Origin of the sequence: Arthrobacter sp. JUb119 (assembly GCF_024807995.1) — a bacterium.
Classification (GTDB): Bacteria; Actinomycetota; Actinomycetes; order Actinomycetales; family Micrococcaceae; genus Glutamicibacter.
On record NZ_JANUFE010000004.1, the window covers coordinates 291,233 to 312,906 of the forward strand.

The following is a 21,674-nucleotide window of genomic DNA, read 5'->3' on the forward strand; positions in this document are numbered from 1 at the left end:
CGGCGTTGGGGCGCGGGGCAAATCACCCGCGGGCAGGCACTTGGGATCCCCCGTTCGGGGGACCGGCGCGTCAGGACCAGTCGGCGAATCCCGTATTGTGGGCGAGCACGACAGCTTGCACCCGGTCGCGCACCTGCAGCTTCGACAAGATGCGAGACACATAGGTTTTCACCGTTTCGGGACTGATCACCAGTTGCGCTGCGATCTCCGCGTTGGACAGGCCTTCGGCGATCAGCTGCAGCACTTCGCGTTCGCGCGCGGTCAGCGCCTCGAAGATGGCGGCGTCCTTTGCCGAGGGCCGCAGCCGGTCGCCGAAGCGTCCGATCAAGGAGCGGGTCAGCGCCGGGGCGATAAGCGAGTCACCGGCGGCAATGCTCCGGATGGCCGCGGCCAGTTCCGCGGGCCGGGCATCCTTGAGCAGGAAGCCGCTCGCGCCGGCGCGCAGTGCGTCATACACCAGGCCGTCCAGGGAAAAGGTCGTCACCACCATGACTCGCGCCGCGTCGGAGGCCTGCGGCCCGGCAATTCTCCGGGTCGCTTCGATTCCGTCCAGCAGCGGCATGCGGATATCCATCACCACGACATCCGGGCGCTCACGGCGGGTGACTCGTACCGCTTCCTCTCCGTCCGCCGCCTCGCCGACAACCACGAGATCGGGTTGGGCGTTGATGATGGTGGAAAATCCGGTGCGCACAAGTTCGTGGTCATCGCAGATGACCACGCGGATTGGCGTGTTCGCTGGAGTGGAGGTCATCGAGGGATCCTCGCTTTGACCACGAACTGCTCAGCGAGCTGTTCGACCTGCAATTGGCCACCGGCCAGTTCCACGCGTTCTCGCATCCCGATGATCCCCCGGCCTCCAGAGTTCGATGCCGAGCCCCTGGCACGGCGGCCGGAACTGGCCACCTCGACCATGATCTCATCCTTGCCGTAGCTGATGCCTACCGTTGCGGCGCCATCGAGCGCATGCTTCAGCGCGTTGGTCATGCTTTCCTGGACTACCCGGACAACCACCAGTCCCGTAGCCCCGGTGAGCGGGTAGGGCTCGCCTTGCTCCGCGAATTCCACATTCTGGCCGGAAGCCCGTGCCCGGGCGATGACCTCGGCGGCCTGCTGCTCGGCGGGTACCCGTGACTTTTCCGCTTTCCCGTCCAGTGCCCCGAGCAGGCTGCGCAAGTCCGCCAGCGTTTTCCGGCCCCCGTCGGCGATGGAAGCCAGCAGCTGCTGCGTCTTGGCATCGAGCTGCGGGTGGAACCCTCCGGCCTCGGCCTGCACCACCATCGCCGTGACATGGTGCGTGACCACATCATGCAGCTCGTGCGCGATGCGCGTCCGCTCGGCCAGGATGATCTCCCTTTCCAGCATTTCGGCGTGGCGCCGGCGCATCGCGGACTGCGAGCGAAGCCAGGAACCGAAGATCCACAGCGCCGCCAGCATCGCTCCGAAGGCGAAGGCGTCGGGTACCGTGAGCGTGGGGTCAATCCGAATCAGGGCCGCGACAAGCAGGACGTAGCTGGCTAGGAGCAGCGATACGGTCAGCGGCCGGTGCCGTTGCGCCAGCGCGCCGGCGCCTACCAGGGCCACCAGCAGGCCGAGCGCCGCGAACGTGGTGGGGAACCCGAGCAATTGGTAAGCGGCAAAAGACGAAAAGGCGAGGGCCAAAGACCAATGCGGCCAGCGGCGCAGTACCGCCACCGAGCCGCCCTGGAGCCCTATGAGCGCTATGCCAAGCAGATTCAGCGGGTGATCGGGGGAGTCCGCCAGCTCAAGGCCCTACCGTGCCACCCCGGGGACGAATGACAAGCCGATGAGCACCGCAGCGGATACGGCGTCCCACTTGAATCCGGCCAGCGGCCAATGCACAGTCTTCACCCCAGAATCGTACACGTGCGCCCAGCGTTGCCACGGGCGAAAGATTATCCAGCAACTCTCCGGCGCCGGATCTCCAGCAGGTGGCCGGTGGGCTTTAAAGAAGACCATGCCGGCGGGACGTGAAGCCAAGGGGGGAACCGTGGCGTCGGCAGCCGGTCCGTGTGCTTGGGATAAGCGCACCACGCGGTATGCGCGCACCTCGTACGGGGCCTTTCGATCCTCGACGGTGGATAGTGCAAAGTGGGCTGTCAGATGAAACTGAGCGTAGTTCCGGTAGCTGCATGCCCAATACTGTTGAACTCTTTTGCCCGTGGCCAAGGGGGTGAGCGGAAAGCTGCCACCCGCTGAATAAATCTTTTATTCGTGAGCTGTATCAAATAGGATTTAGTTATGAAGACCCTGTTCGTTGTTTCTGCCATTCTTTTTGCTGCGTTTTCGGTACTTTCCTTTAGCGGGAATCCGATGGTTGGCATCTTTGCGGCCGTGGCCAGCTTGTCATCGCTGGCAGGTTTCTTCGTGGCTCGAAGCCGCGAGGCGAAAGCCTAGCCAGCTAGCCGCGCGTCGATCAGGCCATGGTGTTCACGGTAAACTCGTGAACTATGGCTATCGGCGCGACTATGCACACCTTTGAAATTCAACTTGCTGATGTGGATCGCGGGGTTTACGGGGATCTTTCGCTGCGAGTGGCGCAGCATCCTTCCGAAACCGATGCCTACCTGGTCACTCGTGTACTGGCCTACTGCCTCGAATATGAAGACGGTATTGCCTTCTCGGCCGGAGGCGTATCCACCGGAGAAGAGCCAGCCATTTTGGTCAAGGACCTGACCGGGCTCATTACCGCGTGGATTGAAGTGGGCGCCCCTGATGCCCAGCGCCTGCATTTGGGCAGCAAGCGGGCAGACCGCACCGCCGTCTACACGCACCGCGATCCTGCCAAGCTTCTGGCTTCTTGGCGTGGCAAGACGATCCACCAGTCGCAAGAGATCATGGTGCGCTCCTTCGACCCCAAGTTCATTGATGCAGCGGGCCAAGCATTGACCCGCCGCAATACCATGTCCGTCTCGGTGACTGAGGGGCAAATCTACCTTGAATTGAACGGGACGAATCTGGAAACCCAGTTCAGCACGCATGAGATTGAGTAGAAAAGCTTAATCTCTGATTCAGCTCAGTGTGGGGTCGCTGTCATCAGCGCGCGGAAACATGGCCGGTGTACACCAATGACACCAACGGAAGTGCTCCATGAAACTGCGCAATATCACCCTTGGCACGGCAACTCTGGCTTTGGCCGTCACCCTGGCCGCTCCTGCCGGAGCTGCTCAGATTGAACCGACTGGATCTGATCCACTGATTATCGGCCACCGCGGAGCCGCAGGTGTGGCACCGGAGAACACCTTGGCGGCCATCAAGGCAGGCAGCCAGTCCGGCGCCGAATTCATCGAGATCGATGTGCAGCTGTCCAAGGACGGAGTACCGTTCATCTTCCATGACGGAACGCCTTCCCGCACCACGAACGTGGCAGAGGTTTTCCCTGACCGCGTCAATGACCCCATCACGTCATTTACCTGGGAAGAACTGCAGCAGCTCGATGCGGGTTCCTACTTCTCAGACGAGTTCGAGGGAACGAAAATTCCCCATTTCGATGAGGTTCCAGGTGCACTGACCGGTGGCACGGGAGTATTCATCGAAATCAAAGATCCAGCCAAGTCCCCTGGCGTGGAGAAGCTGGTAGCCGACGCGCTGGCTGAGGATCCTGAATGGAAGGCACTGGCAGAGGCCAACAAGATCGAGGTCCTCAGCTTCGACGCAGCATCCAACCAGATCTTTGCCCAACTGGCACCTGAAGTACCACTGCAGCAGCTGACCGGAACCGTGCCTTCTGCGGCGGAACTGGCAACCTACGCGACCTACGCGGATTCTTTCGGCACTAGCTACCGCACCCTTGACGCCGCCGGTGCGCAGCGCGTGAAGGACGCAGGCTTGGGCCTGGGCGTCTACACCGTCAACGCCGTCGAAGCAGCCGATGCTGCACTGGCCCTGGGTGTCGAGCGAATCACCGGCGACTTCCCAGCACAGGTGAACCGCCACATCGCTGGCCAGAAGGATTTCCCTGCCAACAATGGCGTGGTGATTGCCAACGCGATCAATGACGTGCCGGGAGATGACATCGCCCCAGAAAATGGCGAGCACGTGATCCTGGAGAACACCGGAAAGCGCACCATCGATGTCAGCGGCTACATCATTCGCGATGCCGCTAACAACATCCTGGAAATTGGCGAAGGATACGAGCTGGAGACAGGCGATCAGCTGCGCGTGTACTCGGGTCCGGGTACCAACAGCGAAGAAGCCTACTACGTGGACGGACCGGGAATCCTGAACAACGGTGGCGACTCGCTGGCGCTGTGGGATGCCAAGGGCAAGCTCACCGATACCTTCGCGAACTAGCTCTAGGCACAGCAAAACCCCGGGGATCATTGATTCCCGGGGTTTTTCTGGCGGTGACTGTGGGATTTGAAACCTTTAGCAGTCCGTGAGAGTACTCTCAGGGCTCGGATTCGTTTTGTCGGCATGGTGATCGATGCCATGGCTTCCTAGCGTAGATGTTCGTGCATGTGACTCATAGTCCGTTGTCTCATGGTCATCATAATCAAAAAGCTTGATATATGAACATTCCTGAGCATCGACGCGCGTTTGGCGACCGGGTCCGAGAGTTGAGGAAAGCCAAGGGTTTACGTCGCAAGGAGCCTTTGCCAACCATCCTGAACTCGACCGGACTTATGTCAGCGGAATCGAGCGTGGTCGCAGGAATCCCACCTTGGACATCATCGTGAAGATTGCCAGTGGTCTCGGCGAGCATCCATCTGCCCTTCTGTCGACCATCGAGTAATCCGAGGCGGGTTTTGCCCTCCTACTGAAGTAGTATTTACGCCGTTCTTATTTAATGATGATTATTAAACGTGCTCGTTTCTGGGGAGATCCGATCCAGAGCGAGGACTTTTGATTCGGTGGCGCGATTCCGGTCGACCCCCGCTTGGCACGGCAGATGATGCGCCGATCTTTACGAGGATGTAGATTTCGATTCATTCAAAAGGTGATAGTCGTGAAGCTTAAACTTCACTCGATTGCGGTCCGGTCAAATGACGACCACTGCATTCCAATCCCAACATCAAGACAACAATTCCGCTCCGGGGTCACGTACCTTGCGATCGCGTTCGTGGCAATCGCTTCTCTGGTCCTGACTCTGAGTACTGCATTGACGAAGCCAGCGGCGGCCGCTTCGTCTCCGGCCGTGACCAGCATTGCCAGCTTTGGCGAGAATGCCGAGAGTCTGCCAAAGTCCGAGGCTGTTCAGTTGGCCAACAGCGCTGATCTTCCAACGGAGTCGCTCTCAGGCCTGAAGGTCGATCGTTCAGGCGTTCAAGCATGGTCGATGTCCGACGGGACATCGTATGTCAGTTACCCGCTCGTTGGCGACGGCGTTCAGCTCGCCACAGTCGGTGCGCTGCTTGATAAGTCTGGCAACGTTGCGCAGCGCACAGAGATGGCTTTCATTGGCGACGACGTATCTGGTCATGCCCGCATGTGGGTCGACGGAAATCTGACCATGGGCAAGCAATTGACCACAGCTGGCGCGGAAAACAACGTCACCACATATGCCGGTTTCTGGGACAAGCTCAACATCTGCCTTGCCAACGCGGGCATCCCTAGCTGAGTTATTACCGCCATCTCTATCGCCTGCGCGGCGGTCTGCGTAGGAACTGTTGGGCTCGGCTGCGTGGGTCGCATCGCCGCAGCCGCGGGCGTATGGGGCGGTCAGGTAGGATATTGCATCGACCAGGCCCAGAAATAGGAAGTGGTCAACATGAAAAAGATCTCGAAAGCAATCATCGCGATGGTTGCAGGCTGGGCGATGCTCTTCGCGGTTGCTAGTCCGGTCAACGCTTCCGAAGGTTCGTTCCTAAACAACGAGCCGCTTTCGGAGTCAGCTGTCGAGCGGGCGATCTCAAGTGCCGAACCGAGTTTCGATGCTCAGCTGCGAAACGGTGCAGAAGTCGATATCAAGCAGGCAAACGTCGCCCGGATCAATGGCTCCAGTTCGCTGATGGTGGCAGCGGCTACGTCTGGGGACGGCCACGACGAGGGCTCCTTCGCCGTTGCCGTCGTTGACGCTGCTGGAGACGTTGTCCAGAGCTTCGCACAGGTTCAAGCCACGTACACCAGCGACAGCACTGCCGAGGTGAAGCAGTGGGTCGATGGGAGTTTGCTCAAGCAGTGGACTGTTGAAGCTACTCCCGAAGCTGAAGCTCAGGCTGCGAAAGCCTTGAGCGCCATGTCTCCTGAAGGCTCGTCGGTGGGCGTTGCGGCCGCTGGCAACGAAGGTGTGATCAAGTGCCTCAACGCGCTGGGCATCTCCACCATGGCGGCGCTCGTGATCATCTCCACCTGTGCGGCGTTCTGTGCTGTTACCGTGGGAACAGGCTGCATCATCTGCGTGGCTGGTTTCACCGCTGTTGCTGGCGCATCCGTAGGACAGTGCCTGAGCGGTGCCAGCTAGGCACGAGAAAGGAAACGGCAAATGACAAAGCAACCTAGCAATTCGTCTGCCGCCAGGAAGAGCACCGTAGTGGTGCTTCTGTTCCTTGCGGTAGCCGCGATCAACCTGCCACGGGTCCCTCAGCTTACCGGCTACGCCGTGGTTGGATGGGCTGTTGGCGGAGTACTGCTGCTAGCAGCGCTGATCCTGGCGTTCACCAACTACCGCCACCACTCAAAGACCAGCACTTCACGATAGTAGGTAACGCCGGCTCGTTCGTCGAATGAGCCGAGACGAGCAATGTCCAGATCCGCTGAGCCTAACCCGAAGAGATCCCCTTGCCGCATACAGCAGCAGGGGGACCTTTCTCTGTGCCCGGCTTCCTGAAGGCAAGCGCGCGCAGCAGGTGCGGCAGCCGGCGGGAGGCTAGAGATCTTTTTCGTCCTGCTTGCGCGATGCCCAGTATGGTCAATCTTCGTTGTGGTTCACCCAGTCGCAGGCGTGCGGGCCTGCATGGTGGTGGTAGCCGTGTTCACAACGAAGGATGGGCATGTCGTAACTACCCTCCGGTGAAATATGCACCATAAGTGCACCATGTCAGATCTTTAAAAGAAGAAAACCCCTGGCTGACCAGGGGTTTTCATTGGCGGTGACGGTGGGATTTGAACCCACGGTACGGGGTTACCGTACACAACATTTCGAGTGTTGCACCTTCGGCCGCTCGGACACGTCACCAGACCTGATAACTCTATAACGAACATCAGGCGAAAACAAAAACGAGAGCGCTGTTTTTGGCCTGAAGTGTTCCGAAACACATCAACGTCGGTTTCTAGCCGCGCTTGCTCCGGAAGAATTCACGCAACAGGTCACCGCATTCTTCTTCCTTGACCCGCGAGTACACCTCGACCCAATGGTTCAATCGCGGTTCACGGACGATATCGAAGACCGAGCCGCACGCGCCGGCCTTCTCGTCCCAGGCCCCGAAGACCAATTTGGGAATGCGCGAAAGGACTATTGCCCCGGCGCACATGGCGCAGGGCTCAAGGGTCACCACCAGGGTGCAGTCGGATAAGCGCCAGCCATCATCTTGTCCCTTGGCTTCCAAGGCCTTGACCGCATTGCGAATGGCGACCACCTCGGCATGCGCCGTGGGGTCCTTGATGGCCTCGCGCTCGTTGCGTCCGGTGGCCAGGACTTCGCCTTCGGGGGAGAGGATGACGGCGCCGATGGGTACGTCATCAGTGGCCAGCGCTTCGCGCGCTTCAGCCAAGGCGAGGTCCATCCAAGCATCAAATTCGTGCACCATAGTGCTTTCACTTTACGTGTTTTGGGACGGTAGCCGGGCGCCCGGAGTGTGGTGCACTGCGCACTGCACTGAAGTTTGCTGTTTCCTTGGGCACACCAAAGTGCTTTAACGGCGGGAAATCGGGGATATCTCTCGATTTGCCTGAGTCGGTGCTGATAGATTTCTACTTATGCGCGTACAGGTAGTCGACCACCCACTGGTGGCACACAAGGTTTCGGTTCTTCGTGATAAGAACACCCCATCCTCGATTTTCCGCCAGCTGACCGACGAACTGGTCACCCTGCTGGCTTATGAGGCAACCCGCGAGGTGAAAACCGAAAACGTTGAGGTGCAGACCCCGGTCGCCACCACCACCGGTACCTCCATTGCCAAGCCGACCCCGCTGGTTGTCCCCATCCTGCGCGCCGGCCTGGGCATGCTCGAAGGCATGACCCGCCTGGTTCCGACCGCTGAGGTCGGCTTCCTGGGCATGGCCCGCAACGAGGCAACCCTGGACATCATCACCTACGCTGACCGCGTGCCAAATGACTTGGCCGGCCGCCAAGTGTTCGTGCTGGATCCGATGCTGGCCACCGGCGGCACCCTGGCCGAGGCCATCAAGTTCATCTTCGAACGCGGCGCAGAATCCGTTACCTGCATTTGCCTGATCGCTGCCCCTGAGGGCATCGAGCGTCTGAAGGAAATCCACGGTGGCGATCATCGCGTGCACATCGTGCTGGCAGCGATGGACGAAAAGCTGGACGAGAAGTCCTACATCATCCCAGGCCTGGGCGATGCCGGCGACCGCCTGTATGGCGTGACCCCGCCCATTGCCTAGTTCCAGCTAAGCGATGTGCCCGAAGGCTGCGGTGACTACACCGCAGCCTTCGGCGTTTCTTCACCGGTTTCGGGCGTGTCCAACGGAAGCCGGACCTCGAAGACGGTATCTCCTGGCTGGGAGGTGACCGTGACAGTGCCCCCGTGGGCTTCGACGATGCTCTTGGCGATCGGCAGGCCCAGCCCGGTCGTGCCATCGGAGCCAGAACGCGCCTTGTCGGCGCGGGTGAAACGTTCGAAGACCCGAGGCAGGAATTCTGGGGCAATGCCCTCACCGGTGTCGTGAACCCGGATGATGGCTTCATCGGTGTCTTCGTCTTGGTCCACCGAAACGGTGACGGTGTTTCCGGCCGTCGTGTGCTTGCGGGCGTTGGCCAAGAGGTTGGTGATCACCCGGCGAAGCGAGGCCGAGTCGCCATTGACAATGGTCTGCGGCGCCTGGCAGTCGAACTCCCAATGGTGGTCGTTCGCGGTGAGCTTGAAGTCCTCGGTGATATCCGATGTCAGCGAGCACAGGTCAATTTCGCTGCGCTTGAACGCATTCTCCTCATCCAGCCGAGCCAGGAGCAGCAGATTCTCAACCAGTGAGCTCATTCGGCTGCTTTGCTGCAGAACGCGGTCCACCGAGCGCTGCCCGTCCGGGGAGAAATGCTCAGTGGCCGAGAGCAGCTCGGTGTAGCCGCGGATCGCCGAGAGCGGAGTGCGCAGTTCGTGCGAGGCATCGGCGACAAATTGGCGCATCTGGGCCTGGGACTTCTCGCGGGCGGTCAGTGCGGTGGAGACGTTGCTGATCATCGCGTTCAGCGCATTGCCGACATTGCCCACCTCGGTACCGGGGACTGCATCTTGCGCCGGGACGCGCTGGGTCAGGTCCACCTTTCCTGAATCAAGCTCTTCGGCGGCAACCGAAGCAGCCACGGTGGCCACGCGCTTCAGCGAGGCAAGCGAGCGGGAGATCAGCCACGAACCGGCCAGGCCCGCACCGGCGATCAGGATCAAGGCGATGAACAGCGTCAGCCAGGCCATACCGCGCAACGCCAGATCGGTGCTGTGCAGGGGCAAACCGACAATCAGGATGCCGTTGGATCCAGAGTCCTTGACTGCGACGAGGTAATAGTCGCCCACAGTCAGGTGGGCACGTACCGGCTTGAACTGCCCGCCGGCACGCAACGTGCTCAGCTCCAGATCCACCATCGGGATGGCATCTTCCTGGCTCAGCTGCTTCAGCACGCCGGTGCGTTCGTCCAGCACACCGCCGTTGAAGACGTATTTGTCGACGAACCGCGCGGTCAGCGTGCCGGCGGACTGGCCGGGGGCATCAAGCCGGGAGTTCACCGCTGGTGCACCCTGCGAATAATTCAGCGCGCGTTCGGTGGTGAGCCGCAGCTGGCTGTTGAGCTGGTCCATCAAGGTCTGGCGCATGCCCGCGTTATAGAGCAGGCCGAGCAAGACAGATACGGCGGTGACCGAGGTCAGCAGGATGAGCAGCAGTTTGCGCTGCAGCGCGTGCGGCGAGCTCACCCTGGTGTTCGGGGAAAAGAAACTCATGCAGCCGGCTTCAGCACGTAGCCAACGCCACGCACGGTGTGGATCATCGGCTCCGCGTCAACGTCAATCTTCTTGCGCAGGTACGAGATGTACAGTTCGACGATGTTCGCCTGGCCGTCGAAATCGTAGTGCCAGACGTTGTCCAGGATCTGCGACTTGGATACCACGCGGCGGGCGTTGTTCATCAGGTAGCTGAGCAGGTCGAATTCGGTGGCGGTCAGCGAAATTTCGCGGCCTGCGCGGGATACGTCGTGCGAGTCCATGTTCAGCACCAGATCGCCGACGACCAATTCAGCGGAATCCGCAGTGGCCGCACCGGAACGTTCCACGAGTCGGTGCAATCGGATCAGGACCTCTTCGAGGCTGAAGGGCTTGGCGACGTAGTCGTCTGCACCGGCCCCCAGGCCCTCGATACGGTCTTCAACCGCGTCCTTGGCAGTGAGGAAAAGTACGGGGATTTCAGGGAAGTGGGTGCGCACCTTGCGCAACACCTCGGGGCCGTCGAACCCAGGCAGCATCCAGTCGAGAACCAGTACGTCCGGCGCTAGGGAGCGAGCGGTGGCTACTGCTTCGGGCCCATCGTGGGCCATCGTGGCTTCCCAGCCGAGCATGCGGGTTCCCATGGCGACCAATTCCGCCAATGAAGGTTCATCATCGACCACGAGAACTTTGATTGCCGTGCCATCAGGGTGAGTCAGCCGGGGCAATTGCGAAGGGGAGAATCGTGATTCATTCATGTTAATCAGCTTGTCCTATTGCCATGGGCCGAGAATATGTTTTTGCTGTGTGTCAGCTATGACTATAAGTCGATTTTATGCGGGGAAAACCCGAACCGATAGTGGTTAATTTGGTCAACCCCCAAGAACGACGAATGATTGAAGCGTGGACGGACCATAGTGATGAATGAATATTCAGGCCTATGAATGGACCGGACATAATGACGAAGTTCTATTGATATGTTGACCATATTGTTTAGTTAAGCGCTTAGGTAGCCTAGAATTGTCTAAAGTGTTGTGCGTCACGTTTGGAAACATTCGTCTCACTATGTGGACGCAGGTGTTCATTGTTACTTGCAAGTTGCCAATGTTACGAGGAAACTAGAGGTGTGAGTACGGCGCAGGACGGTAAAAGCACCTCGGATTCCAACATCGAGTTGCCCAAGATCGTCCTCAACGAATGCTCGGCGTCCATGGCCTCCAAGCCGAATTATGAGTGATTTGTAATCCGATTTTGGGAGTTATTGACGGGAAACCCAACTGCTGAACGTGGACGAAGGCCGCGAACAGCGCAAGCAAAACCCGAAGCATGAGCGCCAAACCACTTGGCCTTCGCACTAAAAGAGGAAAAGATTATGTCGGCTGGTTCCGGATACGTCCACGTTTCAATTCGCAATGCGCAGAACCGCGCAGCAGCTGCGCAGCGTTCAGCTTCTGGCAGCTATGCACCAGCGGGTTACCGTCCGCTGCGCGCGGTTTCCAATGTTCATGAAACACGTGATGCATCGCATCAGCCGGCTAGCACTCCAGTGCAGTCAACAGGCCAGCCAAGCGCCGACACCTCCGCACGCGGCTTCGTGCTCTACGTGGGCCTGGATGAAACTGCCGCCCAGGCGCAGGGCACCTCGCTGGGCAAGCTGGCCACCCAGGTCCGCGCCTTCCTGGCCACCTTGTCGCCGCAAGCGCAGACCCATGCCGCCGTGGCACTGGCTCCAACTAGCGCCCAGGGTGAGCCCATCGATGTAGTTCGCCAGGCTTTGGGCGATCCGACGATTTCCCGCCGGCCACGCGCTGAAGCCCGTCCATCCACCCCGCGCCCATCTGGCGTGCTGATCGACCTCTCGCGCCGCGAAGTCTACCTGGATGGCGAAACCCTGAACCTGACCTTCAAGGAATTCGAGCTGCTGAACTTCCTCGTGGAAAACGGCACCCGCACCGTAGGCCGCGAAGAGCTGCTGGAAAACCTGTGGCGCAATGCCGAAGAAGTCCCTAACGAACGCACCATCGACGTGCATATCCGTCGTCTGCGTTCCAAGCTGGGACGCCTGGCCAATACCGTGCGCACCGTACGTGGCCAGGGCTACCGCTTCTACGAGCACCCAGAAGTTGTTGTCTGGGCAGCTCCGGAATACTCCATCTAGCATCAGCTGGCAGCAGTGGCGGGCAAACCGGGTTCGGTTTGCCCGCCACTGCTGTCTTAAGCTGGAACAATGAACACCATGCATTCCCGCAAGCTCATGCTGATGCGCCACGCCAAAGCCGACTACCCGCTGGGCGTCGCGGATCACGACCGGCCGCTGGCGGCCCGCGGGCACCGCGAAGCCCCGGCCGCCGGAGCCTGGCTTGTGGAGAATGGCCTGATACCGGACTACATCATCTGCTCCGACGCGCTGCGTGCGCGCTCCACCTGCGCCTGGGTGCTTTCCGAACTCGGCGAGAAGGGCCCGACCCCCTATGTCGATTCGCGCATTTTCACCGCAGGAGTCTCGCAGCTGTGCTCCATCATCAATGAAGTTCCCGATACGGTCAGCAACCTGCTGGTGATCGGGCACCAGCCGGTGCTCCAGGAATTGGCGCTGCGCTTGGCGGCAATGGACTCGGATGAAGAAGCCGTTTACGAGCTGGCGATGAACTATCCGACCCTGGGAACCACGGTGTTGGAAACCAAGCATCCGTACTCGCACCTGGATGCCCGTGATGCGCGCGTCACGCATTTCACCGCACCGCGGCCCGCATGAGAGAAGTCTCATCAAGTTTTTTCTAATGCACTAGTCAGCCCGTAAATAAGCGGTGATCTGCCTTTATGAGAAGCAGATGATAGGCCTCTCATCGAATACACCTCGCCGCCTCATGAACCGTTCACTTTCAGTTAACCATTGCTCGTTTCACTGGGAATCGTTGGCAGCACGGCCAGCACCGGCAAACCGCAACGGCGGGCCGGAAACACTGAAAGAGGAATAGGCAGATGGCCATCATCGCAGAATCACTTCCAACGCAGACCCCCGCAGCGCGCAATGAAGTGCAGCAGCAGATCGATGCACAGCGCGCCCGCACCATCCGCGCTGCCTACACCACCCGCTTCGTTGCAGCCGAGCTGCAGCGCAATCCGCAGGATTTCGAGATCGTGCGCCGCGCAAACATGGTGCCGCGTGCCGGTGACGTCGTCATCGCGGCTGTGACCGAGCTAGGCAAGCACACGCGCCTGCAGTCCCCGGTTTCCCGACGCCAGCTGATGTTCGTCGGACAGGAAATCATGGTCGCCTACGGCCACCGCTACGCACCAGACCAGTTCCTGGCCCATGTGCCGGATAACCTGGGTCCATGCCAGCTGGTTGCAGGCGGCGGTGTCGCCAGCGAAGTCATCGAACAGCACGCCTCGATCGATATGGCGACACAGCTGCAGCCCGCAGGCCTGCTGATGCGCCACGGCAAGGTCGTGAACCTGGTGGACTTCGCTCCACTGGGCATCGAGAACGCATCGCCGCGCGCAGCGCAGGTTGCCGCGCCGCGCCCGCCGGTGATCGCAGTGCTGGGCACCTCGATGAACTCCGGCAAGTCCACCACCCTGGGATGCCTGGTCAACGGACTGGTCAACTCCGGCATGGAAGTTGCCGCAGGCAAGGCCACCGGCACGGGTGCCGGCAATGATCCGAACCTGTTCACCGATGCCGGCGCCTTCAGCGTCTGCGACTTCACCGACTTCGGCTTCCCAACCACCTACCGCTTGGACTACGAAACCGTGCGCGACCTGCTGGTGGCGATGATCCGCGAGCAAAGCGCCACCGGCGCAGACGCAGTGGTCATCGAGATCGCCGACGGGCTGTTCCAGGGCGAAACTTCCCGCTTGCTGCGCGACCCGATTTTCGCCGAGCATGTAGACCGCGTGCTGTTCAGCGCCCAGGACGCTTTGGGTGCCCAGGCCGGAGAGCGAATCCTGCGCGAAGCAGGCCTGGATGTTGCCGCGGTTTCCGGGGTGCTCACGGCCTCCCCGCTGGCCGCGATGGAAGCCCAGGCGCAGCTGTCCACCCCGGTCATCGGGACCTTCGACCTGTGCCAGGCAGAGGTTGCCGCCGCCCTGCTGCCAACCCGCTAGGAGCCAAGATGCTGGACCAGAAGATCGCCGTTGAGCAGCCGGCGCAGCCTGGGCGCCTGCCGGCCCTGGTAGCGCCCGGGCGGCGGATGCTGCTGGCCGGATTGCTCAGCCTGGGCATTCTCGCCGGCTTGCTCTCGATTGCCATCGGCTGGCTGATCGGACAGCTCTCGACCCGCATCAGCTGGGCAGCTCTTGGCGCGGTCCTGGGCTTGGTGGGATGCTTCTTCCTGGCCAAGTACGCTGAACGGGTGCTGGCCGAGAAGCTCGGCCAGCATTATGTGGCCCAGCTGCGCCGCGGGCTGGTCACGCACGCTTTGCGCAGTGCACGCGGTCCGTCCATGGGCATCACCATCGCCCGTTCCACCAACGACCTGTCCTCGATCCGCAACTGGATTGTGCAGGGCATGGTCCCGCTGGTCGCCGGCTTGCCATTGCTGATTGTCAGCGGTGCGGGCCTGTGGTTCCTGCATCCGCTCCTGGCCCTGAGCTTGGCCGCGACCCTGGTGCTCGAGGGCGTCCTGCTGGCGGCCTTGGCCGGGGGTACTTTCCTGAGCGCCAGGACCTTGCGCCGGCACCGTGGGAGCCTGGCCTCGCGCATTGCCGATACCGTCGCGGCGCGGACAGCTATTGCGGCCGGCGGCGGCGTGGAACGTGAAGTGCAAAGGGTGCAGGACTCCTCGCAGAAGGTGATCGATGCTTCGGTGCATCGCGCCCGGTTCGCCGCCGCCCTGCGTGGCGGGGCGCTGGCCATTCCGCTGCTGGGTACCGCGCTGGTTGTGGCAGCGGCCTCGATGGCGCAGCTTCCGCCAGCTGCCGTGGCGACCGCCCTGACGCTGATGGGAATTTGCGCAGGAACCCTGGGCGAGTGGGGCCGCGTGGTGGAGTACCGGCAGAATTACAAGGCGGGCCGGCGAATCATCGCGCCGCTGCTGGCCGAGCAGGAACGCTGGCGGGCCCGCGAAGAATCTTCGGCAAGCACCCGCGATGCCAAGGAGCTGATGCTCCAGCCTTCCTCGGTGCGCATCCAGGTGCCCGCAGGGATGGCCGACCAGTTTTCCACCCTGCGGGCACAGCCCGGGGAGCGAATTGCGCTGCGTGGAAGCCAGGGCCAATGCGCGGCGCTGCTTTCGGCCATTGCTACCGGCGCGCTGGTGCACGGCGCCGACCCGCAGGCCGGGGTGTGGATCGCCGAGGGGCGCAGCGAGGATCTGCCTGCTGCCGGCCGCCGCAAGCTCGTGGGCTCCGCATTGGAATCCATGGTTCCCGAGCGCGGAAGTGTCGCCCGTGCGCTGCGGTATCGCCATCCGGGCGCTTCGCTGCGCAAGGCCGTGGCGCTGGCTGAAACCTGCGGTTTGAAGATGGCCGATTTGCCCGGTGGGGCGGAAGCCCGCTTGCGCCGGGGCGGCGAACCGCTTAGTTCCGGGCAGCAAGCATCGTTGCTGGTGGCACGGGCGCTGTTGCGCGAACCGCCATTGCTGGTGGTCGATTCGCTGCTGACCCGCTTGCCCGATGGAGCCTACGGAGACGTGGCCGAACTGCTCAACGGCTATCCCGGGGTGCTGCTCTTCAGCGCCGGACTGCCTGGCATCAGGGAAACCGCCAGCTGGGACGCGCAGGCCTAGGAGCCGGCCGCCGGACGGGTAGCGCGAAGCCCGTCCACGGTGAGCAGCACGGCGCGCACCGTTTGCCCGCGATCCAGGCCGGTCTGTCCCGAGGCGCGCATCCGGGCGGTAAACAAGGCGGCACCGAAAATGCTGGTGGCTACCGAGAGCTTCTGGTCGGGCTCGAGCACGACCAGGCGTTCGAGCACCTCGATGATCAGCCCGGTCACCTGCGTGTGCAGCGGGGTGCTGGCGAACGCATTGGCGGTGTCCGCGCTCAGCTGCTCCTGCATCCACAGATGGGCAAAGGAGGGGTAGCTGGCGACGAAGTCCATGGAGAATTCCACCATCTGCCTCAGCGCAAGGTAGGGGTCTTCCCCGGAGGCCGCACGTGCCAGTTCGCCCATGAGCTTGTGCGCGCCGTAGCTGAGGATCTGGCTGACCAGCTCGTCTTTGGAACCGAAATTGTAGTAGACCGTGCCCTTGGAAACGCCGGCCGCGGCCGCGATCTCGTCCACCGAGACGGACTCGGGGGAGCGCGAACCGAGCAGCTGCATGGCCGCTTCGAAGAGCTTCTCCTTCGAATCCGTGGCCCGCACACGGCGGCGTTGGCCCGTTGGCGTTGTCATTCTTTCAGCTCCGGTTGCAGTGTTTTCAAGCTCCAGGTCTTGTTCTTGCGTACCGCAAGCATACTCAAGACTAGTCCAATGGCGGTGTAGAGCAGCAACGAACCGGCAACCGATGGCAGCACTCCCAGATCCGCGCCGTACATCAGGTGGCGCATGCCGATCACCACATTGCTCATGGGCAGGATCCGGTGCAGCAGGTGCAGCGAATCAGGCAAGGTCTCCCAGGGGAAGGTGCCGCCTGAGGTGACCAGTTGCAGGACCATCAGTACCAGCACCACGAACTTTCCAGCGGTGCCCAGCAGCGCGAAGCACCCCTGGATCAGCGCACTGAAGCATAAGGCAGAACCGGCCAGCAAAGCCCAGATCAGCCACGGGTGGGCGGCATGCAGTCCCAGCCCGAATCGCACCACCGCGTAGAGCAGGCTGGTTTGCAGCACTGCGATGGCGGCGAAGGGCAACCAGCCGCCGATGGAAATTTTCCAGTTGCTGCCGTTGGAAGCCAGCGCGCGCTTGGTCATCGGGCGCATCACCTGGGTCAGGATCAGCACGCCGATAAAGGTCGCCAGGGTCATGAAGAAGGGGGCAAGGCCTTCGCCGTAAGCCTGCGCTTCGGCCTGCTTGCTATTGGAGACAGCTACCGGATTGCCCATGACTTCGGCCAGTTGCCCGCTGGTGGACTTATCGGGGTTCGGCACCTTCCCGGTGCCGTCCTCCAGGCCGGCGGCCAATTCATCTGAACCGTCTTGCAGTTCTTCGGTGCCGTCCGAGAGCTCGCCGACTCCAGAGGAGAGCTGCACCAGTCCGTTGTGCAGGGCTCCGGTGCCGGCGAGCAGCGTGCCGGCACCCTGATCCAGTTGGCTTGCGCCGTCAGCCGCGTCGGTGGCGCCATTCAATGCGGACTGCTGGCCCTCGGCCAGGGTCTTTGCCCCGGTGTGGGCTTCGGCGGCGCCGGAGGCGAGCTTCGCCGAGCCTTGGGCTGCCGAGCCGATGCCCTTCGCGAGTGCAGGCATGGCGTCATCCAACGCCTTGGTGCCATCCGCGAGGGTGCCCAGGCCGGTGGCCAGCTGCTGGTTTCCTTCGGCTACCTGCGCCGATCCGTCGGCGAGGGTGTGCAGCTGCGTTTGCAGGGTAGATAACTCGGTATTGACCTGGGTCACTTTGGTATCCAAGGCATTGCCGAGCGTAGAATTCTGCACGCTTTGGCTGACCGTGCTCTGGATGGAATCAGCCTGGTCCTGGGTGAGCACGCCACTGCTGACCAACTCGTCCAGGCGCTGCTGCGTATCTTCCTTGACGCTATCCAGCTGCGTTTTCGTGTTGGCCTGCAGCTGGTCGATTACCGCGATGGCCTCATCTGCCGTGCTGGCCAGCTGCTGGTTGCCGTCTGCGACCTGCTGTGAACCGGCAGCAAGCTGGTCGGCGGCTTCTTTCGCGCTGGCGGCGCCTTGATCCAGCTTCGAGACGGAACCGGGCAGCGCTTTGGTCTGCGTCTTCAAGGTGTGCAGACCGTCGCTCAGCTCTTTGCTGCCGTCGGCCAGCTGCGCGGTGCCGTCGGCCAGTTCGGTGCTGCCGTCGCGCAGCCGGGTTTGGCCGTCGACCAGTTGGCCCAACCCTCCCGACAGGTCGGCGGTGCCATTCTTCAGGGTCTTGGTGCCCGAGTTCAGCTCGGTGCTGCCATCGACGAGCTTGGTGGTGCCATCGGCCAAGGTGACCACGCCATCGCCCAGTCGCAGGGTGCCATCGTAGAGCTTCCCGGCGCCGTCTGCGGCTTCGCCCATCGAATCGTGGATGTCCACGAATCCGGCGATCATCGCCGAAGCCGTTTCGGTTCCCACTTCCTGGGCGACCGAGGTGCGCACCGTGGTAGCCAGCGTTTTGGCGAAGTTGGACACCATGAAGTTATTGGCATCGTTGGTCAGCAGCTCGATGTTGGCCTGTTCGGCATCATCGAAATCGCCCGGCGAGACCAGGGCCGAGGAAAAGTCCTCGGGCAGGATCAGCGCAAAGGCGTACTGGCCGGTGGCCACGGCCTGCTCGGCTTCCGCCTTGGAATCCACGTGCGCCCAGCTGAAGGTGCCGTCGTCTTCCAATTCCTCGACGACGTCGTCGCCGACTCGGGTTTTCTCGCCGTTCTGTTCGGCGCCTTCATCCAGATTGACCACGGCGGCCGTGACCTTGTCGAGGTTTCCCTGGGGGTCCCAGTTGGCGTAGAGGTAGAGCGCGCCATAGAGCAGCGGAACGCAGGTGACCGCGATGAGCGCCAGTTTGGGCAAGGTGCCGCGGCTCATCCGCTTGAGCTCGGAGAGGGCAAGTCGCAAAGTTGTCATGGTCTATTCCTTTGCTTCGCACTGAACAGCGTCAGCAAGTTCGTCGGCTGGGAGGAAGAAGTCGTGGTTGTCCGCGATGCCCTTGGCCTTGGCCAGATGATCCAGGCCCAGATCGAGTTCGCCTTGGATGAACCCGGTGGATGGATCGGGCAGCGGGAGCACTGCGGGTTCCGGGTCGGCGGCCTGCCCGGTTTGCTGCTGCCAGCACTGGGGCAGCCGGCTGACGATAGCCAGGACTGCGAATTCCCGATGAGAGGAAGCGAAGTTCTCCAGGGTCTCGAGCCAATGCTCGTCTTCCAGATCGTGCCGGTCCGGTGAATCGACGATGAGCAATTCAAGACGGGGATTCTCGGCAGCCAGCAGGAGCTGGAGCTCGAAGAGGCGCCCCGGATCGATGGCATCGCTCCAGCAGCTGGCGATATCGTCGAATCCATGCTGCGCCATCCACTTCCTGGCGCCGGGCTTGCGCCAGCTTGGCCCCGGGATCAGCCCCAGATCTTCTGCGACAAGATCGCAAACCTTCAAGTGGGATTCGGGTTCATTGATCCCCGGCGAATCGACCAGAGCGCTGTGCTTGCGCAGGGTTCGCAGCTTCGGATCCGCATTCCACACCACCGTCCCGGAGCTGGGTGCCATGCGTCCGCTCAGTACAAGGGCCAGCGCGGTCCGGGAAATCTGCGGCTCGGATACCAGCAGCTGCAGTTCACCTCTTTGCAGTTGCACGGAGGTGGGCCCCACGAGCTGGTCGTGGCGTCCCTTGACGGTAATGGAATCTGCGGTAAGCACAGTTAAAGACTAATTGAACTGACCAGTCAGTTCAATTAGTGAAAAGATTCCTTTAATCACTACTGGACGTAAAGCGTTTGATGACCTTTGATGGTTGTTGGGTACGTCACGAAAAAGCGGGGCAGAGTTCAGGTGCAGTTAATCGGGCTTTGCTTACCTTGGAACCAGGCCCATGCACGCGGCAGGGCCGCCGCTGCTTGAATATCTACCTAGGGAAAAACATGATCAATAGACGTCCCACTCGCATCGCTGCCGCGGTGCTGGGAACCGCGCTTGCGGTTTCGAGCTTCTCGGCGGCGCACGCCGATACTGCCGAAATCACCCCCATCGAACAGATCCAGGGGACCGGCGACAGCTCACCCATGGCTGGCCAGGACGCAACTGTGCGCGGTGTTGTCACCGGAGCCTACGCCGACGGCGGATTCCGCGGTTTCTATCTGCAGAGCGCTGGCAGCGGCGTAGATGCCTCGGGCCAGGCGAGCTCGGCGATCTTCGTGTACGCGCCGGACGAGGTTTCCTCGGTGAGCGTCGGCGACCATGTCCAGGTTTCTGGCGAAGTGTCCGAATACTATGGCTTGACCCAGCTCAAGGCCGGCAGCGTCGAGGTGCTCGATGAACCGGCGCAGGGCGTCAAGCCGCTGGCGATTTCGCTGCCGAGCAGCGATGCCGAGCGCGAGCGCTTTGAATCCATGCTGATCGAGCCGCAGGGCGAGTTCACCGTCTCGGACAATTACTCGCTGAACCAGTACGGCGAGCTGAGCCTGGCCATGGGCACCAGCGAGATCCTGCCCGGCGAACGGCTGCTGCGCCAGCCAACCGATGTCTTCAAGCCGGGCAGTGCCCAGGCCAAGGCTCTCGCGGCGGAAAACGAGCAGCGCTCGATCGTGGTCGATGACGGGGCCACGCTGAACTTCTCCACCAGCAAGAACAAGCAGATCGCCCTGCCGTACATCGACGCGCAGCAGCGCGTCACCGTAGGCGCTGACGCATTCTTCATCGCACCGGTCATTTTGGACTACCGCTACGATATGTGGCGTTTGCAGCCGCAGGGCCAGGTGGTCGGCGCCGATGATGCCGATATCGCCGTGAACTTCGAGCAGGTCGACAACGACGCTCCGCAAGAGGTGGGCGGCAATGTCAGCGTTGGCAGCTTCAACGTGCTGAACTACTTCACCACTACCGGCGACATGCTCGATGGGTGCTCGTACTACACCGACCGCGAGGGCAATCCGATCAATGTCCGCGGTGGTTGCGATGCGCGCGGCGCGGCGACCGCTGAAAGCTTTGAGCGCCAGCAGTCCAAGATCGTTGCCGCACTGGGCAAGTTCACCGCAGACGTGGTGGTCCTGGAAGAAATCGAGAACTCGGCACGCTTCGGACAGAACCGCGATGCCGCCCTGGCTCACTTGGTCAACGAGTTGAACCAGGAAGCTGGCCAGAAGGTTTGGAGCTATGTCCCGACCCCGTCCGTTGTGCCCGCTGACGAAGATGTTATCCGCACCGCGATCATCTACCGCGACAAGTCAGTGAAGCCCATCGACGAGTCGGTCATCCTCGACGATCCAGCATTCGTGAACGCCCGGGATCCATTGGCCCAGGCTTTCCAGCGTGTTGGCGGAAACCAGAACACCCGCTTCCTGGTCGTTGCCAACCACTTCAAGTCCAAGGGCTCGGATCCTGCTGATGGATCGGGCAATGCCGACAGCGGCGATGGCCAGGGCGCTTGGAACGAAGCCCGTGTCGGCCAAGCGGAAGCGCTGGTTGGCTTCGCGGACGAGCTGAAGAAATCGCGCAATACCGACCAGGTGCTGCTGGCGGGGGACTTCAACTCCTATTCGGCTGAAGATCCGATGCAGGTTCTGGTTGAAGCCGGTTACGTGGACCTGGGCGCCGCAGCCGATTCCCAGAGCTACCTCTACGACGGCTTGGTGGGCTCGCTGGACCACATCTTCGCTTCGGAGAAGCTGGCGGGCAAGGTGACTGGAGAAGACATCTGGAACATCAACGCCCTTGAATCCGTGGGCTACGAATACAGCCGCTACAACAACAACATCACTAACCTGTTCGCGGCTGACCAGTACCGTTCCTCGGATCACGACCCGGTGCTCGTCGGACTGCAGCTGGATAAGAAAAACTGACTTTTCCCGCCTGCGCGGTGGCCGGGCGCTC

20 protein-coding genes, 1 tRNA gene and 1 pseudogene are annotated in these 21,674 nt (G+C 61.5%); 13 read left to right on the forward strand and 9 right to left on the reverse strand.

From position 1 onward, the window contains the following. Positions 1 to 70 precede the first annotated feature (70 nt). A complete protein-coding gene (locus M2368_RS12835; RefSeq protein ID WP_498724550.1) occupies positions 71 to 754 on the reverse strand; it encodes a response regulator in 684 nt (227 codons plus the stop codon). Next, positions 751 to 1,695: a sensor histidine kinase gene (locus M2368_RS12840; protein ID WP_498724551.1), complete on the reverse strand. Its 945-nt coding sequence runs from the start codon at positions 1,693 to 1,695 to the stop codon at positions 751 to 753. Before M2368_RS12840 ends, M2368_RS12835 begins: the two co-directional genes overlap by 4 nt. Before the next feature lie 567 nt (positions 1,696 to 2,262). On the opposite strand from M2368_RS12840, the gene M2368_RS12845 reads away from it, so the two are divergent. The 7 genes and pseudogenes from M2368_RS12845 (at position 2,263) to M2368_RS12875 (ending at position 6,661) form a co-directional block, all read left to right on the forward strand. Further along, complete coding sequence (locus M2368_RS12845) at positions 2,263 to 2,418, forward strand: hypothetical protein (RefSeq protein ID WP_332504555.1); 156 nt, start codon at positions 2,263 to 2,265, stop codon at positions 2,416 to 2,418. 53 nt (positions 2,419 to 2,471) lie between these two features. Continuing rightward, positions 2,472 to 3,014, forward strand: coding sequence for a YaeQ family protein (locus tag M2368_RS12850; RefSeq protein ID WP_332504557.1), 543 nt, complete (start codon positions 2,472 to 2,474; stop codon positions 3,012 to 3,014). 97 nt (positions 3,015 to 3,111) lie between these two features. Further along, positions 3,112 to 4,314 carry a glycerophosphodiester phosphodiesterase family protein gene (locus M2368_RS12855; RefSeq protein WP_426735596.1) on the forward strand — a complete coding sequence of 401 codons (1,203 nt, stop codon included), beginning with the start codon at positions 3,112 to 3,114 and terminating at the stop codon, positions 4,312 to 4,314. Positions 4,315 to 4,645: 331 nt separating this feature from the next. Continuing rightward, positions 4,646 to 4,756: pseudogene (locus tag M2368_RS12860) on the forward strand (helix-turn-helix domain-containing protein); the annotation flags it as partial. Between the two features lie 213 nt (positions 4,757 to 4,969). Then, positions 4,970 to 5,581: a hypothetical protein gene (locus M2368_RS12865; protein WP_498724552.1), complete on the forward strand. Its 612-nt coding sequence runs from the start codon at positions 4,970 to 4,972 to the stop codon at positions 5,579 to 5,581. 150 nt (positions 5,582 to 5,731) lie between these two features. Continuing rightward, positions 5,732 to 6,424, forward strand: a complete 693-nt coding sequence (locus tag M2368_RS12870; RefSeq protein WP_332594996.1) for a hypothetical protein — start codon at positions 5,732 to 5,734, stop codon at positions 6,422 to 6,424. Positions 6,425 to 6,445: 21 nt separating this feature from the next. Next, on the forward strand, positions 6,446 to 6,661 hold the full coding sequence (locus M2368_RS12875; RefSeq protein WP_146112974.1) for a hypothetical protein: 216 nt from the start codon (positions 6,446 to 6,448) through the stop codon (positions 6,659 to 6,661). Between the two features lie 386 nt (positions 6,662 to 7,047). Here M2368_RS12875 and M2368_RS12880 read toward each other — a convergent pair. Together M2368_RS12880 and tadA are read right to left on the reverse strand one after the other, a co-directional pair. Continuing rightward, positions 7,048 to 7,138: transfer RNA gene (locus tag M2368_RS12880), tRNA-Ser, on the reverse strand. A gap of 94 nt (positions 7,139 to 7,232) precedes the next feature. Next, positions 7,233 to 7,709 carry a tRNA adenosine(34) deaminase TadA gene (gene tadA / locus M2368_RS12885; protein WP_105658823.1) on the reverse strand — a complete coding sequence of 159 codons (477 nt, stop codon included), beginning with the start codon at positions 7,707 to 7,709 and terminating at the stop codon, positions 7,233 to 7,235. 169 nt (positions 7,710 to 7,878) lie between these two features. On the opposite strand from tadA, the gene upp reads away from it, so the two are divergent. Continuing rightward, complete coding sequence (upp, locus tag M2368_RS12890) at positions 7,879 to 8,526, forward strand: uracil phosphoribosyltransferase (protein WP_105658822.1); 648 nt, start codon at positions 7,879 to 7,881, stop codon at positions 8,524 to 8,526. A gap of 35 nt (positions 8,527 to 8,561) precedes the next feature. Here upp and M2368_RS12895 read toward each other — a convergent pair whose 3' ends face one another. Together M2368_RS12895 and M2368_RS12900 are read right to left on the reverse strand one after the other, a co-directional pair. Further along, complete coding sequence (locus M2368_RS12895; RefSeq protein WP_332498820.1) at positions 8,562 to 10,073, reverse strand: sensor histidine kinase; 1,512 nt, start codon at positions 10,071 to 10,073, stop codon at positions 8,562 to 8,564. Then, complete coding sequence (locus tag M2368_RS12900) at positions 10,070 to 10,810, reverse strand: response regulator transcription factor (RefSeq protein ID WP_105658820.1); 741 nt, start codon at positions 10,808 to 10,810, stop codon at positions 10,070 to 10,072. The genes M2368_RS12895 and M2368_RS12900 overlap by 4 nt, the downstream gene beginning before the upstream one ends. A 614-nt stretch (positions 10,811 to 11,424) precedes the next feature. On the opposite strand from M2368_RS12900, the gene M2368_RS12905 reads away from it, so the two are divergent. The 4 genes from M2368_RS12905 to M2368_RS12920 all read left to right on the forward strand — a co-directional run bounded on the left by M2368_RS12905 (position 11,425) and on the right by M2368_RS12920 (position 15,784). Continuing rightward, positions 11,425 to 12,210 (forward strand): winged helix-turn-helix domain-containing protein, encoded by a 786-nt coding sequence (locus M2368_RS12905; protein WP_105658819.1) that lies wholly within the window; start codon positions 11,425 to 11,427, stop codon positions 12,208 to 12,210. 69 nt (positions 12,211 to 12,279) lie between these two features. After that, complete coding sequence (locus M2368_RS12910) at positions 12,280 to 12,807, forward strand: SixA phosphatase family protein (RefSeq protein ID WP_105658818.1); 528 nt, start codon at positions 12,280 to 12,282, stop codon at positions 12,805 to 12,807. Between the two features lie 227 nt (positions 12,808 to 13,034). Then, complete coding sequence (locus tag M2368_RS12915) at positions 13,035 to 14,162, forward strand: DUF1611 domain-containing protein (RefSeq protein ID WP_105658817.1); 1,128 nt, start codon at positions 13,035 to 13,037, stop codon at positions 14,160 to 14,162. An 8-nt stretch (positions 14,163 to 14,170) separates the two neighbouring features. Continuing rightward, positions 14,171 to 15,784, forward strand: a complete 1,614-nt coding sequence (locus M2368_RS12920) for an ABC transporter transmembrane domain-containing protein (RefSeq protein ID WP_402697398.1) — start codon at positions 14,171 to 14,173, stop codon at positions 15,782 to 15,784. On the opposite strand, the gene M2368_RS12925 is transcribed toward M2368_RS12920, so the two are convergent. The 3 genes from M2368_RS12925 to M2368_RS12935 are packed head-to-tail and all read right to left on the reverse strand — an operon-like array spanning position 15,781 to position 19,505. Next, the gene (locus M2368_RS12925) at positions 15,781 to 16,392 is read right to left on the reverse strand and encodes a TetR/AcrR family transcriptional regulator (RefSeq protein WP_332488299.1); all 612 of its coding nucleotides are present in this window, start codon (positions 16,390 to 16,392) and stop codon (positions 15,781 to 15,783) included. The genes M2368_RS12920 and M2368_RS12925 overlap by 4 nt on opposite strands. Further along, on the reverse strand, positions 16,389 to 18,719 hold the full coding sequence (locus tag M2368_RS12930) for a YhgE/Pip family protein (protein ID WP_498724553.1): 2,331 nt from the start codon (positions 18,717 to 18,719) through the stop codon (positions 16,389 to 16,391). The genes M2368_RS12925 and M2368_RS12930 overlap by 4 nt, the downstream gene beginning before the upstream one ends. Positions 18,720 to 18,722: 3 nt before the next feature. Continuing rightward, complete coding sequence (locus M2368_RS12935; protein WP_332503553.1) at positions 18,723 to 19,505, reverse strand: ABC transporter ATP-binding protein; 783 nt, start codon at positions 19,503 to 19,505, stop codon at positions 18,723 to 18,725. Between the two features lie 221 nt (positions 19,506 to 19,726). Here M2368_RS12935 and M2368_RS12940 point away from each other — a divergent pair, with 221 nt between their 5' ends. Continuing rightward, positions 19,727 to 21,643 (forward strand): ExeM/NucH family extracellular endonuclease, encoded by a 1,917-nt coding sequence (locus M2368_RS12940; RefSeq protein ID WP_498724554.1) that lies wholly within the window; start codon positions 19,727 to 19,729, stop codon positions 21,641 to 21,643. Positions 21,644 to 21,674 lie beyond the last annotated feature (31 nt).

What these genes read in the sequence shown, in the direction of transcription:
- M2368_RS12835 (WP_498724550.1), bottom strand. Translation starts at nt 754, where the DNA reads ATGACCTCCACTCCAGCGAACACGCCAATCCGCGTGGTCATCTGCGAT.
- M2368_RS12940 (WP_498724554.1), top strand. Translation starts at nt 19,727, where the DNA reads ATGATCAATAGACGTCCCACTCGCATCGCTGCCGCGGTGCTGGGAACC.
- M2368_RS12920 (WP_402697398.1), top strand. Translation starts at nt 14,171, where the DNA reads ATGCTGGACCAGAAGATCGCCGTTGAGCAGCCGGCGCAGCCTGGGCGC.
- M2368_RS12855 (WP_426735596.1), top strand. Translation starts at nt 3,112, where the DNA reads ATGAAACTGCGCAATATCACCCTTGGCACGGCAACTCTGGCTTTGGCC.
- M2368_RS12930 (WP_498724553.1), bottom strand. Translation starts at nt 18,719, where the DNA reads ATGACAACTTTGCGACTTGCCCTCTCCGAGCTCAAGCGGATGAGCCGC.
- M2368_RS12910 (WP_105658818.1), top strand. Translation starts at nt 12,280, where the DNA reads ATGAACACCATGCATTCCCGCAAGCTCATGCTGATGCGCCACGCCAAA.
- M2368_RS12905 (WP_105658819.1), top strand. Translation starts at nt 11,425, where the DNA reads ATGTCGGCTGGTTCCGGATACGTCCACGTTTCAATTCGCAATGCGCAG.
- M2368_RS12875 (WP_146112974.1), top strand. Translation starts at nt 6,446, where the DNA reads ATGACAAAGCAACCTAGCAATTCGTCTGCCGCCAGGAAGAGCACCGTA.
- upp (WP_105658822.1), top strand. Translation starts at nt 7,879, where the DNA reads ATGCGCGTACAGGTAGTCGACCACCCACTGGTGGCACACAAGGTTTCG.
- M2368_RS12845 (WP_332504555.1), top strand. Translation starts at nt 2,263, where the DNA reads ATGAAGACCCTGTTCGTTGTTTCTGCCATTCTTTTTGCTGCGTTTTCG.
- M2368_RS12915 (WP_105658817.1), top strand. Translation starts at nt 13,035, where the DNA reads ATGGCCATCATCGCAGAATCACTTCCAACGCAGACCCCCGCAGCGCGC.
- tadA (WP_105658823.1), bottom strand. Translation starts at nt 7,709, where the DNA reads ATGGTGCACGAATTTGATGCTTGGATGGACCTCGCCTTGGCTGAAGCG.
- M2368_RS12850 (WP_332504557.1), top strand. Translation starts at nt 2,472, where the DNA reads ATGGCTATCGGCGCGACTATGCACACCTTTGAAATTCAACTTGCTGAT.
- M2368_RS12925 (WP_332488299.1), bottom strand. Translation starts at nt 16,392, where the DNA reads ATGACAACGCCAACGGGCCAACGCCGCCGTGTGCGGGCCACGGATTCG.
- M2368_RS12895 (WP_332498820.1), bottom strand. Translation starts at nt 10,073, where the DNA reads ATGAGTTTCTTTTCCCCGAACACCAGGGTGAGCTCGCCGCACGCGCTG.
- M2368_RS12900 (WP_105658820.1), bottom strand. Translation starts at nt 10,810, where the DNA reads ATGAATGAATCACGATTCTCCCCTTCGCAATTGCCCCGGCTGACTCAC.
- M2368_RS12870 (WP_332594996.1), top strand. Translation starts at nt 5,732, where the DNA reads ATGAAAAAGATCTCGAAAGCAATCATCGCGATGGTTGCAGGCTGGGCG.